This is a genomic window from Paenarthrobacter sp. OM7 (assembly GCF_029873575.1).
GTDB lineage: Bacteria > Actinomycetota > Actinomycetes > Actinomycetales > Micrococcaceae > Arthrobacter.
In genome coordinates, this window is record NZ_CP123579.1 from 2,442,557 (window position 1) to 2,458,606 (window position 16,050).

The 16,050-nt window shown below is 62.0% G+C and carries 14 protein-coding genes; 3 read left to right on the forward strand and 11 right to left on the reverse strand.

The annotated features are described in order from the left end of the window. Positions 1-6: 6 nt before the first annotated feature. From QEH68_RS11240 to QEH68_RS11250, 3 genes are all read right to left on the reverse strand, one after another. Complete coding sequence (locus QEH68_RS11240) at positions 7-1,053, reverse strand: ABC transporter permease (RefSeq protein ID WP_207593605.1); 1,047 nt, start codon at positions 1,051-1,053, stop codon at positions 7-9. A 54-nt stretch (positions 1,054-1,107) separates the two neighbouring features. Then, positions 1,108-2,103, reverse strand: coding sequence for a substrate-binding domain-containing protein (locus QEH68_RS11245; RefSeq protein ID WP_207597561.1), 996 nt, complete (start codon positions 2,101-2,103; stop codon positions 1,108-1,110). Between the two features lie 141 nt (positions 2,104-2,244). Next, positions 2,245-3,267: a LacI family DNA-binding transcriptional regulator gene (locus tag QEH68_RS11250; protein ID WP_207593606.1), complete on the reverse strand. Its 1,023-nt coding sequence runs from the start codon at positions 3,265-3,267 to the stop codon at positions 2,245-2,247. A gap of 149 nt (positions 3,268-3,416) precedes the next feature. On the opposite strand from QEH68_RS11250, the gene QEH68_RS11255 reads away from it, so the two are divergent. The 3 genes from QEH68_RS11255 (at position 3,417) to QEH68_RS11265 (ending at position 5,993) form a co-directional block, all read left to right on the forward strand. Further along, positions 3,417-4,604, forward strand: coding sequence for a Gfo/Idh/MocA family oxidoreductase (locus QEH68_RS11255; protein WP_280622893.1), 1,188 nt, complete (start codon positions 3,417-3,419; stop codon positions 4,602-4,604). Further along, on the forward strand, positions 4,601-5,623 hold the full coding sequence (locus QEH68_RS11260; protein WP_280622894.1) for a sugar phosphate isomerase/epimerase: 1,023 nt from the start codon (positions 4,601-4,603) through the stop codon (positions 5,621-5,623). Before QEH68_RS11255 ends, QEH68_RS11260 begins: the two co-directional genes overlap by 4 nt. A 103-nt stretch (positions 5,624-5,726) precedes the next feature. Continuing rightward, a complete protein-coding gene (locus QEH68_RS11265) occupies positions 5,727-5,993 on the forward strand; it encodes a hypothetical protein (RefSeq protein ID WP_280622895.1) in 267 nt (88 codons plus the stop codon). Positions 5,994-6,145: 152 nt separating this feature from the next. Here the strand turns inward: QEH68_RS11265 and QEH68_RS11270 are convergent, their stop codons facing one another. The 8 genes from QEH68_RS11270 to iolC are packed head-to-tail and all read right to left on the reverse strand — an operon-like array spanning position 6,146 to position 16,010. After that, positions 6,146-7,600: a sugar porter family MFS transporter gene (locus tag QEH68_RS11270; RefSeq protein WP_280622896.1), complete on the reverse strand. Its 1,455-nt coding sequence runs from the start codon at positions 7,598-7,600 to the stop codon at positions 6,146-6,148. A 25-nt stretch (positions 7,601-7,625) separates the two neighbouring features. Further along, on the reverse strand, positions 7,626-8,498 hold the full coding sequence (locus QEH68_RS11275) for a sugar phosphate isomerase/epimerase family protein (protein ID WP_280622897.1): 873 nt from the start codon (positions 8,496-8,498) through the stop codon (positions 7,626-7,628). 10 nt (positions 8,499-8,508) lie between these two features. After that, entirely contained in the window at positions 8,509-9,522 is a 1,014-nt protein-coding gene (locus tag QEH68_RS11280; RefSeq protein ID WP_280622898.1) for a Gfo/Idh/MocA family oxidoreductase, read from the reverse strand. A 48-nt stretch (positions 9,523-9,570) separates the two neighbouring features. Continuing rightward, complete coding sequence (locus tag QEH68_RS11285; RefSeq protein ID WP_280622899.1) at positions 9,571-10,488, reverse strand: sugar phosphate isomerase/epimerase; 918 nt, start codon at positions 10,486-10,488, stop codon at positions 9,571-9,573. A 37-nt stretch (positions 10,489-10,525) separates the two neighbouring features. Beyond that, positions 10,526-12,037, reverse strand: a complete 1,512-nt coding sequence (locus QEH68_RS11290) for a CoA-acylating methylmalonate-semialdehyde dehydrogenase (protein WP_207593612.1) — start codon at positions 12,035-12,037, stop codon at positions 10,526-10,528. Positions 12,038-12,081: 44 nt separating this feature from the next. After that, a complete protein-coding gene (gene iolD, locus QEH68_RS11295) occupies positions 12,082-14,028 on the reverse strand; it encodes a 3D-(3,5/4)-trihydroxycyclohexane-1,2-dione acylhydrolase (decyclizing) (protein WP_207593613.1) in 1,947 nt (648 codons plus the stop codon). 6 nt (positions 14,029-14,034) lie between these two features. Beyond that, complete coding sequence (locus QEH68_RS11300; RefSeq protein WP_280622900.1) at positions 14,035-14,994, reverse strand: deoxyribose-phosphate aldolase; 960 nt, start codon at positions 14,992-14,994, stop codon at positions 14,035-14,037. Beyond that, positions 14,991-16,010: a 5-dehydro-2-deoxygluconokinase gene (gene iolC / locus QEH68_RS11305; protein WP_280622901.1), complete on the reverse strand. Its 1,020-nt coding sequence runs from the start codon at positions 16,008-16,010 to the stop codon at positions 14,991-14,993. The genes QEH68_RS11300 and iolC overlap by 4 nt, the downstream gene beginning before the upstream one ends. Positions 16,011-16,050 lie beyond the last annotated feature (40 nt).

The window sequence follows — 16,050 nt, forward strand, 5'->3', positions numbered from 1 at the left end:
GGCCCCTTACTTGAGTTCCGCGCGGCGCTTGACGATGAGGTTGACGATGGTGGCGAGCAACAGCATCAGGCCCAGGAAGAACTTGAACCAGTCCGGGTTCCACTGTGCGTACACAATTCCCTTGTTGGCCATGCCGAAGATAAACGCGCCGATGGCACCGCCGACCGCTGAACCGTAGCCACCCGTCAGAAGGCACCCACCGATGACTGCGGCGATGATGTAGAGAAACTCATTGCCCACGCCTTCGCCGGACTGCACCGTGTCGAAAGCGAAGAGGTTGTGCATGCCCAGGATCCACCCGCAGAAGCCAACGCCCATGAACAGCCCAATCTTGGTGGCCTTGACCGGAACACCAACAGCCCGGGCGGCATTCGCGTCGCCTCCAACTGCGAAGATCCAGTTCCCCACCCGGGTCCGCATGAGGACCCAGGTGGCGACGGCTACGAGGGCGATCCAGATGAACACGGTGATCTTTACGTCGATGCCCGCGATGTTCACCGACGAGGCAAAGACACCACGTGCGGAGTCAAATCCGTCCATGTTCGAGATGGACGGTGAGGAGACGGAGCCACCAATCAACCGGGTCAAACCCAAATTAAGGCCGGTCAGCATCAGGAACGTTGCGAGGGTGACGATGAAGCTGGGGAGCTTGGTCTTCATAAGGATCCACCCGTTGATGAAACCTATGGCCAGTGACACCAGCAAGGCCAGGATCACACCGACCCAGACATTGGTGCTGAAGTACCAGCTGAACATCGAGGCAGTCAGGGCCGACGAGATCACAGCGACGCCTGTGGAAAGGTCGAACTCTCCACCGATCATCAGAAGCGACACTCCAACGGCCATGATTCCGATGGTTGAGCTTCCGTACAGCACGGTGGCGAGGGCGTTGGGTTGGGTGAACGTCGGGGAGACCAAAGCAAAGAAGATAAAAAGTACGATGGCACCGACGAGGGCACCCACCTCGGGCCGGCCGAGCATCTTCTGCAATGGGCTGCGGCGGGCGACCCGCTCATCAAGGGCGGGAGGAGTGAGCTTTTGAGTGATGGTCATGATAATTCTCCTTGTTGCCGGGCCGGCCGCTGGGCCGGCCCGGCCAGCTGGCTGTTAGCGGATACCCTGTTCAGCGAACTTCAGGACGTCGGCAGCGTTGGACTGATCAACGATGGCAGGTCCCGTGAGCACTGACTGCCCGCCGCCGACTTTGAAACCGCCACGCTTGTTCTGCCACAGCGCATCCACGGCCCCGTAACCCTGGAGCCACGGCTGCTGGTCCACAGTGAACAGGACGCTGCCATCGGCAACCTTTTGGGCGAGTTCCTTATTGAGATCGAAGCTCGCGACCTTCGCCGAACTCCCGGCCGTGCTGACTGATTTCAACAGTGTCAGGGTGATGGGCGCACCGAGGCCGATGATGACGTCGGCATCCTTGGAGGCCTGCAGTTTTGCAGTGGCCGTTGACTCCACCGATGTCATGTCAGCTCCATTGACGTAGAGGATCTCCGTCCCAGGGACTTTTGCCTTAACACCTGCGCACCGGGCTTCCAGTCCTACGTGCCCTTGCGCCTGGATGACGCATACCGGGTGCTTGTATCCGCCCTCTGCCAGGCGCGAACCCACTGCCTCACCGGCGAGCTTTTCATTTGAACCAAAGTGCGTAAACGCTCCAAGCTGCGCGGAGGCCGCCTCCCCCGCATTGAAGCTGACGATCGGAATGCCGGCGTCCGCTGCCTTCTTCAAGGCATCTTTTAATGCATCCGGGGTGGCAAGCGTTACGGCTATGCCGTCAACCTTCTGATCCACAGCCTGCTCAATGAGCTGCGCCTGCCGGCCGGCCTCCGGATCGGAGGTGTACAGGAGCTCCACATTGTCCTTCGCCGCGGCTTCCTCAGCACCTTTCCGTACGGTGTCCCAGAAGGTGTCACCCGCGGGTGCGTGGGCAATCAACGCAATCTTCATCCGCTCCGTGGTGGCCACCTGGCCTCCCCCACCGGCGGAGCCAGCCTCGGGAGCCCTCCCGCCGGTACTCGAACAAGCACTCAGAGCCACCATCGGCACAACTGCCGCAACCAGTGCTGCTTTGCGCCACGAAAAACCAGTCACCATAATCTCCTTTGATCCCAGGCCCGGGCCGCCACCTTGCAGCCTCCGGAGCACCGTCTACGTTTGATCATGGTGACTTGGCTCACGAATGTCAATAGTTTGTCCTGACATTAGTATGTTTGGACGTAGCCGCCGTTGGTTTTATTGCCTGCCCGCCGCGGGTACAGCGGTTGTTCCCCGGATAACCAAAGCTGGCTCGATCAACTTCCTGTGGGAACCCGCCGGGTTGCCTTGGATTCGATCCAGCAGCGCCCGCGCCACCGCCATGCCCACCATGTCGCTGCGGTTATCCACGGACGTCAGCTCCAAAAAGCGCGACTTCGCCAAGGACGAATTGTCATAACCGACCAACGAGATATCCTCCGGCACCGTCAGGCCGCGGGACTTTATGGCGCCGAGTGCGCCCAGCGCCATGGTGTCATTGGCAGCGAAAATCGCTGTAATGCCGGGATGATGGTCCAAAAGCCAGCAAGCGGAGGCGTAGCCGTCCTCTTCCGAGGTACCTCCCTCCTCCCCCACAATCACCGGATCCATGCCGGCCTGGCGGGTACGCCACTGAAAACCATCCCTTCTGTGGGCAGCGGCGCCACCAGTTCCCGAAAGGTGTCCGATGCTGCGATGCCCAAGGCGCATCAGGTGGTCCGCGGCCATGGCGCCGCCACCATCGTCATCGTTGGTTATCAGGCTTACCTCCTCCGGCACGCCATGACGCCACCCAGCCACGACGGTGGGAACCTCGGCGCCGCCCAGCGCAGTGCCCCCAGGTTCCGCCGCAATGACCAACCCATCAACGTGCATCGCCAGCAAGCCATCCGCGGCCTCCTTGATGCGGTTTTCACCCGGACGCGAGTCAGCGAGCATGACCTGGAAGCCCGGTTCCGTCAGGACGGATTCCATCCCGCGCAGCAGGTCAACAAACCATAGGTTGCGGTAGTCGTCGATGACGAGCCCGATACTTTTAGTCCGGTTGCTCGCGAGCGTGGTCGCCGCCCGACTGGGGCGGTATCCCAGCTCCGCAATGGCATTCCGGACCGCCTCGCGGCGCTTGTCACTGACCCGATCAGGGTTCTGCAGGACCAGCGAAACGAGCGACGGCGAGACGCCGGCCGACTTTGCGACATCGTAAATGGTTGGTCGTCGAGCCTGGGGTATGCGTGGAGTCATGAGGCATATCCCCCACGGGCCTGGTTACGGCACAGGCAATGATTGACAGGACATATAGACATAGTTACGCTCAAAGTCAGCATACAAAATTGTAGCGCTACAAAATGCCGTTGAGCCTCCCGCCACGGCTGAATTTCAAAGGAGAAATCATGGCTGACAGCCTTGGTGTCGCGGTTATCGGCGCAGGTATGGCCGGTAAGGCCCACGCGGCGGCCTACCGGACAGCGTCTACCCTCTACAGCCCGGTGTTGCCGCAGATCCGATTGGTTTCCATAGGTGACGTCAACGCCGAATTTGGCTCACTTGCTGCCCGCCGCTTTGGCTACGAACGCCATGACACCTCGTGGCAGGCCATCGCCGAAGCAGACGATATTGACGTCGTCAGCGTGGTCATTGCCAACTCGCTCCATCGCGAGGTAGTTGAAGGCCTCCTGGCCGCCGGCAAGCACGTGCTGTGTGAGAAGCCCCTCAGCGATTCGTTGGAGGACGCTCGCGCCATGGCCGAAGCTGCGCGGGCTGCCGAGGGCCGCGGAAACCTGGCCCGAATCGGCTTCACCTTCCGCCGCACCCCGGGCATTGCCTATATCCGTAACCTCATTCAGAACGGTGTTCTTGGCAACGTCCTGCACTTCAGCGGCCGGTACTGGACCGACTACGGCTTCAGCCCCTCCGCCCCCATGAGCTGGCGCTATAAGGGCGGCCCCGGTTCCGGCGCGCTGGCCGACGTCGGAAGCCACCTGACCTATGTTTCCGAATTCCTCTGCGGCGACATCAAATCCATCAGCGGCGGCCGCCTGACCACCGCGATCGACAAGCGGCCCCTGCCGCTGAGCGCCGTCATGGGTCATGACCACGTTGCCGTCAGCGACACCTTCGAGGCCGTCGAGAACGACGACTATGCAGCCTTCAACGCAGAGTTCGCCAACGGCGCCGGCAGCTTCGAGGTCTCCCGCGTCGCCGCAGGACACGCCAACAGCCTCCAGTTTGAGGTCTTCTGCGAAAACGGCGCAGCAAAGTTCGACCAGCGCCGCCCCAGCGAAATCCAGCTGTTCCTCACCGACGGGTCCGGCAACGAGAATGGCTACCGCCAAGTCATCCTCGGCCCAGGCCACCCCTACATCACTGGCGGGCTGGCCATGGACGCTCCGGAGGTCGGCTTCGGCCAGAACGATGCGTTCGGTTACCAGGCCCGCGCGTTCCTTGAAGAAGTGGCAGGGCTCAGCGATGAAGCATCACTGCCCCGCTGCGCCACGTTCGAAGACGGCGTACGCAACATGGAACTTCTCGGCGCCGTTACCGAATCCGCCCTGAACAACGGAAAGAAGATCCAGCTATGAAGCTCGGCGTCTACAACGCGATTCTCCATGACCGTCCCCTGCCGGAGGCTTTGAAGGTCATTGCGGATCTGGGACTTACGGGAATTGAGATCAACACCGGCGGTTTCCTGCCTGCCGTGCACGTCCCAACTTTTGACGAGATCCTTCAGAGTGATGCCGCCCGTGACGATTACCTCGGAATTTTCGAGGGAACCGGGGTTTCCATCGCAGGGTTGAACTGCAACGGCAACCCGCTGCACCCCAAGCGCGAAATCGGTGAGAAGCATGCCGAAGACATCCGCCGCTCGATCCGTTTGGCCGAACGCCTCGGACAGAACCGCGTGGTGACGATGTCCGGTCTGCCCGGCGGTGAGCCCGGAGCCACAACGGTCAACTGGGTGGTCAACGCTTGGAATTCCGCAGCACTGGATGTACTCGACTATCAGTGGGGCGTCGCCGCGGAATTCTGGAAGGAAACCGATTGCCTTGCTGCGGACCATGGGGTAAAAGTGGCCTTGGAACTGCACCCGCAGAACATCGTCTTCAACACCGCGGACGTCCACAAACTGATTGAGCTCACGGGCGCCACGCACGTCGGGGTCGAGCTGGACGCTTCCCACCTGTTTTGGCAGCAGATGGACCCGGTCGCTGTAGTCCGCGAACTGGGGCCGCTGGTGTTCCAGGCAGCCGCCAAGGATGTCCGCGTCAACACGGAGAATGCTGCACTCTACGGCGTACTGGACAACAGCTTCCGTCGGCTTTCCCCAGAGGAGAACCGCACCAACCTCGGCGGGGACGAATGGGCCAACGAATGGCCGAAAAATTCCGCGTGGGACTTCGTGGCCCTGGGCCGGGGACACGATACGGGGTTCTGGACAGAGTTCCTCCGCGCACTGCATGAGGTGGACCCTGAGATGCTGGTCAACATCGAGCATGAAGACGTCTCCCTCGGCCGGATCGAAGGATTGCAGGTGGCAGCCCAAGTTCTGCTGGACGCAGATTCGGCTCTTTCAGCTTCCTTGAAGCCTGCCCAAGGCTAGACGGCTTTGAACTGTCGGGCATGACATCCCGACCCTGAGGGGGACAGCGCCAACGCGCCGTCCCCCTCATCTTTTCCCCTGGGACACCGACAGGAGGAAAGATATGCGCATTGGCATTGTCGGCTGCGGAACAGGGGGAAGCGGCAACTTCCATAACCGCCGCTGGGATGCGGACATCCTGACGCTCGCCACGGTGTTGGCATCAGGCGAGCCGGGTGAGCTATGGCGCGCGCAGGGCCAGCATGGGCTCGTCCCGTCTGCGCAGGAAAACTACGCCGGCTTCTACACAGAATTCGCAGGGGCAATCCGTGGCGAAGGCACCCCAACCAGTTCCGGCGTCAGAAGGGATCCATACCCTCGAAGTCCTTGACGCGGCCCGCCCGTAGCGCGCTGGAGAATGTTGTGGTTGCACTCTGAAGAGGCCCTGCTCCAAGCGCAGAAAACGCCCGATGCCTGCCGGCGTCGGGCGTTTTCCGCCTGGCTGGCAACAAGCACAGCCTCGGAGGACAGCAATGCTGCCAGTCAGCCGCTTACGCCGGCTTTCTCTTTGAAAAGGTGCTCCAGTTCCTCAAGGGCCTTGCCTTTGGTCTCCGGAACAGTGCGCTTGACCCACACAATGGCGCACAACTGCAGCGCCACGAAGATAAAGAATGTCGCGGAGACTCCCATCAACGAGACCAACTGAGGGAAAAAGAAGCCGATCAGGAAGTTGATCATCCACAAGACAAAGACGCAGATACCCATACCGATGCCACGGACGTGCATCGGGAAGATCTCGGACATGGTCAGCCACGTCACGGTTCCAATACATCCCTGCATGGAAGCAAGGAATGTCACCATGAACAGCAACACCAAGTAGCCACGCAACGTACTTTCCGGCAAGGCAAGGGAGATAAGCGCAATGGCAGTCAGTGATGACGCCGTCCCCATCAACCCCACAATGAGCATGGGCTTCCGGCGCACCCGCGTCATCAAATACATGCCTACGATGACGGCTGCTACGGACGTCATGCCGTTGAGGACGTTGGCAATCAGGGCCCCTTGGTCCCCAAAACCGGATGAGGACAAGATGGTGGTCCCGTAATACATGATGGCATTGACGCCGCTGATCTGGTTGATGATGGCCATGCCAAGACCGACCACGAAGATCCTGCGTATCCAGGGGACAGCGAGATCCTTGAACGTGCCGAGCTTGGACTGATAGTCCTCCCTGGCCGCCTGGCGCACTTCGTCGAACTCAGCCCCGACATCCCCTGCACTCCTTGTCGAGCGCAGAACTTCCAGGACTTCGCCGAATCGACCGGCTGACGCCAGCCAGCGTGGGCTCTCCGGCAGGACGAGCATGCCGAACCATAGAATCACGGCGGGAAGCGTGGCAATCACCAGCATCCAGCGCCACACGTGCATCTCTTCAGGGAACAGGTTTCCCAGCACCGCGTTGGAGGTAAAGGCCAGGAACTGGCCGGTGACGATCATGAGCTCGTTCTGCGTGACGATCCTGCCGCGCTGGGCAGCCGGCGACATTTCGGCCAGATACACGGGAACGATGACCGATGCACCGCCGACGGCGAGACCCAGGACTGTACGGGCAAGGACCAGGAGCTCCGTGCTTGGCGCCAGCGAGCAACCCACGGTGGCAAAGGCGAAGACCAGGGCCAGGCCCATGATCGTCCTGCGCCTTCCAAACCGGTCAGACAACCGGCCCGCGCTGATCGCGCCAAATGCCGCTCCGAACAGCAGCGTTGAGGTGACAAGGCCCTCGGTCAGCGGAGTCAGGCCGAGGTCTTTCTGCATGAACGGCAAAGCACCATTGATCACGCCGGTGTCATAGCCGAACAGCAGTCCACCGAACGTGGAGAACAGCGCTACCTTGCGGAGGAATTTCTTTGGATCAGACGGCTTGCCGGTCTTCCCGGAAGTGGCGGGAGGGGCAGCTGTCCGACCAGTGTCGGTCTCGATGGAAGAAGACTTGGTCATGGTTTCCTTTCCTCGCTACCGCTCCTCAGTTTGTCCGGGCAACATAGTCCACCATTGTCTTGAGCTGGTAGCGGGAAACATCTTCCCCGTTCTCATCCTCGGCGAAGACCGAGGAGACCATCACGGTGTTCTCCTTGTCCAGGAACCCGATCTCCTTCAGACCGCCAAAGAACTCGTCCCAGTTCACGTCACCATCGCCGATCTTGAGGTGCTGGTGGACGCGGACGGCATTGCCGGGCGGGTTGGTGATGTAGCGGAGGCCGTGGGAGGCGTGGTGGTTCATGGTGTCGGAGACGTGCACCAAGCGAAGCTTGTCCCCCGCCGCCCGCATGATCTCCAACGGCTTGTTTCCCATGTGGAACGTGTGCGAGGCAACGTAAACCATCCCGATGTTCGGCGAGTTGACGCCCCGAATGACGCGCAGGGCTGCCAGCCCGTCTTCCACAAAGTCATCAGGGTGCGGATCGATGAGCACGTCCATGTCCTCGCGTTCAATGATCGGCAACAGCTCTTCCATGGAGCGGTAGAACGCGCGCTCGGATTCCTCGGCCCTCTCAGGACGGCCGCTGAACTCGGTGTTCATGGTCTGGACGCCCAAGTCAACCGCGATCTGGATGGCACGCTTCCAGTAGCGAACGGCTGCCTCCCGGGCATCCTCGTCCGGCCCCGACCAGCGAAGAACGGGCAGGACAGACGCGATTTCAACGCCGGCGTCCTTACACGCTGCTTTCAGCTTGGCCACCAGTTCGTCGTCTGCCTTGGGGTGGTTGAAGAATGGGATGAGGTCCGCGTGCGGTGTCATCTGCAGGTACTTGTAGCCAAGGTCTGCAGCTATCCGGGGAAACTCCAACAAGCTGTGGCTGTGGTGGAACGGCGTGGGATCAAGTGCGATTTTCATGGCCCATCCCCTACTTGTAAAGATCCGGTTTGGTGTTCAGCCGGACTTTGACCTTTTCGCCGGACTTCTGGGCCTCGACGCCTGCTTCGCAGCAAGCAGCGGTGGCATAACCGTCCCAGGCGGTTGGACCGCCGATGTCGCCGCGAAGGGCGGCGTCCACCCAAGCCTGCACCTCGACGTCGTACGCTGCTCCGAAACGGTCCTCGAAGCCGGGCGTTACGTTGCCGCCCCACTTGCCGGCGCTTTGAACGTAGGGGCCGTTGTCGCCACCGATGCTGACGATCCCGTCTTCGAAGGACGCCTGCGTGGCCACCTGGTAGCCGAACTTTGCGTTGACATAGATTTCGACGTCGGCCAACACACCTGACTCGGTCTCCAGCAGTACGTGCTGGGGGTCATGCTGGCCGTTCGGTGCATTGCGTGTCGCCTTACCCAGACGGACCTGCACGGAGGTGATTTCCTCACCGGTGAAGTAGCGGATCGCGTCGAACTCGTGGACCACGGAGTCGTTGATCAGCATCTCGTTGGTGAAGCCCGCAGGCGTGCTCGGGTTGCGGTGCTGGTGGTGCAGCATCAACAACTCCCCCAATTCGTTGTTGCGAATGATCGCACCCAACGCCGAGTACTCGGCATCGAAGCGGCGCATGAAACCCACTTGGATACGTTTGTGGCCCAACGCCTGTTCAGCCTGGACAATCTTCCACGCACTTTCGGCGTCCGGCGTCAGGGGCTTCTCGCAGAGAATCGGGAAGTCTTTCTCCAAAGCCTTGTACAGGATTTCCTCGTGAAGGAAGCCGGGGGTCGCGATCAGGACGGCGTTCACGTCGCCGTTGTTCAGGGCCTCATCGGCGCTGGACAGCGCGACGGCGCCATTGATGCCCTCGACGGCGGCCTGCGCCCGGGCAAGGTCGACATCGACGACGGCGGCAACTTCAGCGCCGTGGATGCGGGTGCTGAGGCGCTTGATGTGGTCCGCACCCATGCGGCCCGCACCGATGACGGCAACGCGGAGAGTCTTGGTCACTGTATTTGTCCTTCGTGAAGTTCTTCTGGCTGGCTGTTGCTGGCAGTGTTACTGGACCCTGGTACGGGATCCGCAGGACAGCAGGTAATTGCGGGTTCGCTTGGCGATCGGCATGGGTACGTCGAAGGCTACCGGGTACATGTCCTGTTCCACGATGCCGAAGATCGGCCGGTTGAGTGCCTCGACCGCTTCGATGACGGCGCGCAAATCGGGGAGGCCGTTCGGCGGCTCGGTCATCACACCGGCCAGGTTGGCGGCTGCCCAGGTCATGTTCTTTTCGTTGACCTCGGCGAGGACCTCAGGATTGATCTGCTTCAGATGCAGGTATCCAATGCGGTCAGGATAGTTCTTGATGAGTTCCAGGCTGGACGCGCCGCAGTACTCCGCGTGCCCAGTGTCCAGGCAGAGGTTCAGGTACCGCGGATCCGTGGCAGCAAGAAGGGTCTCGATGTCCTGCTGGGCTCCAACGTGGGAGTCGGCGTGGGAGTGGAACTGTTGATGCAGCCCGAAGTCCTCCAGGAGGACCTTGCCCATACGGTTGTGGCCTGCGAACAGGTCAGCCCATTGCTCATCTGTCAGTTCGCCGTTCTCCACAGCTTCGCCGGTGACGTCGTCGCGCCACATCGCGGGGATGACCACGATGTGTTCACCGCCCAGGGCGGCCGTGAGTTCGGCCACCTTGCGGGCCGGTTCCCACGCCTGGTCGTACTGCGCCGCACCGCGGTGGAACGCCGTGAAGACCGTGCCCGCCGTGACTTTGAGGTCGCGCTGCTTCAGTTCCTCAGCCAGCCGGGTGGGGTCGTCGGGCAAATAGCCATACGGACCCAATTCAATCCACTTGTAGCCGGACTCCGCTACTTCATCCAGGAATCGCTCCCATGGCGTTTGCTGGGGGTCATCTGCGAACCATACGCCCCAGGAGTCGGGGGCGGTACCGATGATCAGCTTGTTCTCGACATCAGTCATGACGGCGTTGTCTTCCTTCGCGGCGGTGGGGGTGGGTTTAGTTGGAGGGGAAGTTGTACGAGGCGCCGGAGGCGTGGGTGGGTTCGGGCCAGCGTGAGGTGATGACTTTGCCGCGGGTGTAGAAGGAGACGCCCTCGGGGCCGTAGATGTGCTTGTCGCCGAAGAGGGAGTTCTTCCAGCCGCCGAAGGAGTGGTAGGCCACCGGGACGGGAAGGGGCACGTTGATGCCGACCATGCCTACGGTCACGGAGCGCTGGAACTTGCGGGCATGTGCACCCGAAGAGGTGAAGATCGCGGTCCCGTTGCCGTAGGGGTTGGAATTGATCAACGCGATGCCCTCTTCGAGGTCTGCGACGCGGACTACGACGAGGACGGGGCCGAAGATTTCCTCGGTGTAGGCGGTCATTTCGGTCTTGACGTGGTCGATCACGGTGGGACCCACCCAGAAACCGTCTTCGTGGCCGGGGACCACCAGATCGCGGCCGTCCACCACCATGGCAGCGCCGGCGGTTTCGGCTTCCGTGACGATCTTGACGATGCGTTCCTTGGACGCCGGGGTAATCACCGGGCCCATTTCGGCGTCGGGTTCGGTGCCGTTCTTGACCTTCACGGCCAGGGCGCGTTCTTCGACCTTCTTCACGATCAGGTCCGCGGCATCGCCCACGGCAACGGCGACGGAGATGGCCATGCAGCGCTCCCCCGCGGAACCGAAAGCGGCAGCAGCGAGGTGGTCTGCTGCGTTGTCCAGGTCGGCGTCGGGCATGACAATGGCGTGGTTCTTCGCCCCGCCGAGCGCCTGGACGCGCTTGCCGTGCTTGGTGGCGGTCTCGTGGACGTACTGGGCGATCGGAGTGGAGCCGACGAAGGAGATGCCGTCCACGTCCGGGTGGGTCAGGAGGCCGTCCACGGTTTCCTTGCCGCCGTGCAGGACCTGGAACACGCCATCGGGCAGGCCGGCCTGCTTCCAGAGTTTGGCCAGCAGCATGGACGCTGACGGGTCACGCTCGGAGGGCTTAAGGATGAAGGCATTTCCGGTGGCGATGGCCATCGGGGCCATCCACAACGGCACCATGACGGGGAAGTTGAAAGGCGTAATACCTGCAACCACGCCCAAGGGTTCGCGGAAGGAGAAGACATCGATGCCGGTGGAGACCTGGTCCGAGTAGTCGCCCTTGAGCAGCTGCGGGATGCCACAGGCGAACTCGATGACTTCCAGGCCGCGGCCGATCTCGCCCTTCGCATCGGAGAGGACCTTGCCGTGCTCGGCGGTGATCAGCTCGGCAAGTTCGTCCACGTGGGCGGCGACGAGCTCGCGGAACTTGAACAACACCGCGGTGCGCTTGGCCAGGGAAATGTCGCCCCACGAATCCGCGGCCTTGCGGGCCGCGGCAACGGTGGTGTTCAGGTCAGCCTCGTTGGCCAGGCGCAGTTCAGCCGAAACCTGGCCGGTAGCCGGGTTGTAGACCGGCTGGGTGCGGTCCCCTTCGCCTGTGGTTTCAGCGCCGTTGATGAAGTGGTGAATGGTGGTCAGTGTGGTCGTCGTCGACATGTGCGGACTTCCTTGTAGTCTGTGGCTTTTAGGCGGGGCTGTGACTAGCCGAGCAGTTTGCGTTGGCGGTTCTTGTGGTCGGTGTACGTCTTGTAGGCCTGCTGGGTGGATTCGAGATCAGAGACCTGCGAGACCGGAACGTCCCACCAGGACTCGGAGCTCGGGGCGTCCAGCAAAGGATCGGACTCGACGTGGATCACGATCGGCCCGGTTTCCGGGGCGGCCTTGGCTTCTTTGATGGCAGCGCCGAGGGCTTCGATCACGTTCTCCCCCGGTTCGATCCGGATGACCCTTGCGCCCAGCGATTCGGCGTTGGTGGCGAGGTCGATGGGAAGGTTCTCGCCGGCGTCGAAGCTGTGCTGTTCCTTGTCCAGGACGCGGTACTGCGTGCCGAAGCGCTGGGATCCGAGCGACTCGGAGAGGGAACCGATGGAGGCGTAGCCGTGGTTCTGGATGAGGACCACAATCAGTTTGATGCGTTCGGCGACGGCGGTGACCAGTTCGGTGTGCATCATCAGGTAGGAACCGTCCCCCACCATGACGACGACGTCGCGCTCAGGCCCGCCTGCTGCCGCTTCGGCCAGTGCGGCGCGCTTTACGCCCAAACCGCCGGGGATTTCGTAGCCCATGCAGGAGTACGCGTATTCCACGTGGTAGCCGAATGGATCCCGGACCCGCCACATCTTGTGCAGGTCCCCCGGCAGGGAACCGGCGGCGCAAATGACCACGTCCTGGTCATCCATGGCCTTGTTGGTGGCTCCGATGATCTCGTTCTGGGCAGGCAGCGGCGTGTAACGGGTCTCGAAAGCCTCGTCTACGATCGCGTTCCAGCGCTTCTTTTCGGCAGCGACCTTCTGTTCCAGGTCGGCACCGACGCGGTAACCGCCCAGGGCCTGGTTGAGCTTCACCAGTGCCTTGCGTGCGTCAGCGACAATCGGCAGCGTGGTGCCGTGTTTGTACGCGTCGATCGGGGCGACGTTGATGTTCACGAACTTCACGTCCGGGTTCTGGAACGCCGTGCGGGACGCAGTGGTGAAGTCCTCGTAGCGTGTCCCGATCCCAATGATCAGGTCCGCTTCGGCAGCAAAGGCGTTGGCCGCCGTCGTACCGGTTGAACCGATGGCACCGAGGGAGGACGCGTGGTCCCACGGCAGGACGCCGACGCCGGCCTGGGTGTTCCCTACTGGAATGCCTGTCAGTTCGGCGAACCTGGCGAGTTCGTCGTTGGCGTAAGCGTAGAGGACGCCCCCGCCGGCAATGATCAGCGGGCGCTTGGCGGCGCGGATGGCCTCCACGGCGCGGCGGATGTCGTCATCCTCGGCCTCAGGACGGCGGATCCGCCATTCACGCGCGGCCAGGAACTCTTCCGGGACGTCGAAGGCCTCAGCCTGGACATCCTGCGGCAGCGAAATGGTCACCGCACCGGTCTCCGCCGGGTCCGTCAGGACCCGCAGGCCATGGTGGAACGCGGAGAACAGCTGCTCCGGACGCGAAACGCGGTCGAAGAACTTCGACAACGGGCGGAAAGCATCATTGACCGTGATGTCGTAGGCGTACGGGAGTTCCAGCTGCTGCAACACCGGGTCAGCCGCGCGGGTGGCGAAAGTGTCACTGGGCAGCAGCAGCACCGGCAGGCGGTTGGTGGTGGCCAACGCTGCACCGGTCAGCAAGTTCGAGGAACCCGGGCCAATGGAGGTGCTGATCGCGAATGTCTGCCGGCGACGGGTGTGCCGCGCGTAGCCAACAGCCTGATGTACCTGGGCCTGCTCATTCCGGCCTTGGTAGTACGGCATGATGGACGGGTCCGCGGCCTGGTACTGCTTCAACGCCTGGCCAACACCGGCAACGTTGCCGTGCCCGAAGATGCCGAACGTGCCCGGAATCAGCCTCTCGCGGTAGTCCACACCGTTGATGGAGTCCACGGTGTATTGCTTGGAAAGAAATTCGACCACGGCCTGCGCCACGGTCATCCGACGGGTTGCTGTACCCATTGCTAGCTACTCCGATACTTTCACTGGAATACGGTCTGACATGGTCTGCTCATCCGCGGCGGCGATCACAGGCGAAGTTTTCAGCAACGACGCGGCAGTCGCAACGGCACCGGCCACATCGCCGTCGTGCGGGTAAAGCAGCGTCCTGCCCACAGTGAGGCCCCGAACGCCGGGCAATGCCAGGGCTGCCTGCCAACTGGCGAACACCTCCTCCTGGCTTCCGTCCGGATCGCCACCCAACAGCACGGTAGGCATGGTGGTGGAAGCCATGACACGTTCCATCTCTGCCACCACCGGCAGCTTCATCCAGGTATACGCACTGGTGGAGCCAAGGCCTTCGGCGATACCGACAGATTTGATCACGGCGTCAGCGCGAAGGTCGTTGCGGACCTTTCCGTGCGCATCCCGTACTGAAAGGAACGGCTCCACCATGGCGATGAGCTTGCGTTCGGCCAGAGAATCGATCGCCTTGGCAGTGGATTCAAGGGTGGCCACAGTGTCCGGGTCGCCGAGACAGATCCGTGTCAGCATTTTGCCGCCGTCGGCACCGAGCGCCTCCAACGCGGCAGCGGTATGGCCGGTGAAACGGTCATCGAACTCGTTCACCAGGCCTGCCAGCCCACCGCGGTTCATGGATCCGAAAACGAGCTTGCCTTCCAAGGCTCCCAGCAAAAGCAGATCGTCCATGATGTCCGGGGAGGCGAGAATGCCATCAACGGCAGGGTTCGCCAAAGCGATCTGCAAACGGTCCAGAAGATCCCTGCGATCAGCCATGGCCATCGGCTGCGAACCTACGGACAGTGCGCCGCGGGCCGGGTGGTCGGCAGCGACGATGAAGTTCTGGGTATCGTGCTTAAGGCCCGGGTGCTTGCGGCGGGTGGCCGCAGCGCGGGCAACAGCCTCAGGGTCTTCGAGCCTGATCCGGCTCAGGTGTTCATAACGGCGTGGATCATCGTTGAGGTTCAACGCACTGCTCCTTCTGCAAAAGTGGAGGAGGCTGCAAGGGTGGCACCAGGGATGGACCGGCCACGCTCCGCCAGCAGCGAGGTGACCTCGTCCGGCGTCGGCATCGCATCCGCACAGGAAAGGCGGGAGGCGACGATCGCACCGGAAGCGTTGGCGTAGTCCAAGACCTCTGACAGCGGCCAGCCGGACAGCAGCCCGTGGCAGAAGGCGCCACCAAAGGAATCGCCGGCACCCAGGCCATTGACGGTTTCCACGGGGACCGGAGCCGACACCACGCGTTCGGTACGGGTCTTGGCCATAACCCCTTCGGGCCCGAGTTTTACGACGGCGATTTCGACGCCGGCAGCCAGCAGGCGGTCCGCCTGCTCATCAGGCGTTCCCTCCCCCACGGCAACAGCGCATTCCTTGTCGTTGCCGATCGCCACAGTCACGTGCGGGAGAACCTTCGCAACCTCGGCGCGGGCTTCGGCTTCCGAGGCCCAGAACATGGGGCGGTAATCCAGATCCAGGATGGTGAACTGGCCCTCCTTGAGTCCGGTGCGGGGGCGGGCCTCGTGTGCTGTGATATGGGCTTTGCGGCTGGGTTCCTGGCAAAGGCCGGTGACAGTGGACCAAAAGATCCCGGCGTTCCTGATGGCGTCAAGATCGAGGTCTTCAGCCTTGATCTGCAGGTCGGGGGCGGTGGGAAACCGGCCGTAGAAGTACAGAGGGAAGTCTTCCGGCGGTTTGATCGCGCAGAAGGTCACGGCGGTGGGGTACTCCTTGACCGGCAAGACGAAAGAATCGTCCACGTTGAACTTTTGCAGTTCCCGGTGAAGGTAATTACCGAACGCGTCGTCACCGGTGCGGGTGATGATTCCCGTACGTCGACCATGACGTGCGGCAGCAACGGCCACGTTGGAGGGTGAACCTCCAAGGTATTTGCCGAAGGACGTCACGTCTTCCAGGTCCACCCCAATGTCGTTCGGGTAGATATCAACGCTGATGCGCCCGATCGTAAGCAGTTCGTGGGTCACGGTGATCGTTGACCTTTCTTTTGTGAACTCTGAACCTTTG

Coding starts and splice junctions, on each gene's coding strand:
- QEH68_RS11275 (WP_280622897.1), bottom strand. CDS start 8,498: ATGAAAATCGCACTTGATCCCACGCCGTTCCACCACAGCCACAGCTTG.
- QEH68_RS11255 (WP_280622893.1), top strand. CDS start 3,417: ATGGCTGACAGCCTTGGTGTCGCGGTTATCGGCGCAGGTATGGCCGGT.
- QEH68_RS11240 (WP_207593605.1), bottom strand. CDS start 1,053: ATGACCATCACTCAAAAGCTCACTCCTCCCGCCCTTGATGAGCGGGTC.
- QEH68_RS11285 (WP_280622899.1), bottom strand. CDS start 10,488: ATGACTGATGTCGAGAACAAGCTGATCATCGGTACCGCCCCCGACTCC.
- QEH68_RS11265 (WP_280622895.1), top strand. CDS start 5,727: ATGCGCATTGGCATTGTCGGCTGCGGAACAGGGGGAAGCGGCAACTTC.
- iolD (WP_207593613.1), bottom strand. CDS start 14,028: ATGGGTACAGCAACCCGTCGGATGACCGTGGCGCAGGCCGTGGTCGAA.
- QEH68_RS11250 (WP_207593606.1), bottom strand. CDS start 3,267: ATGACTCCACGCATACCCCAGGCTCGACGACCAACCATTTACGATGTC.
- QEH68_RS11270 (WP_280622896.1), bottom strand. CDS start 7,600: ATGACCAAGTCTTCTTCCATCGAGACCGACACTGGTCGGACAGCTGCC.
- QEH68_RS11290 (WP_207593612.1), bottom strand. CDS start 12,037: ATGTCGACGACGACCACACTGACCACCATTCACCACTTCATCAACGGC.
- QEH68_RS11260 (WP_280622894.1), top strand. CDS start 4,601: ATGAAGCTCGGCGTCTACAACGCGATTCTCCATGACCGTCCCCTGCCG.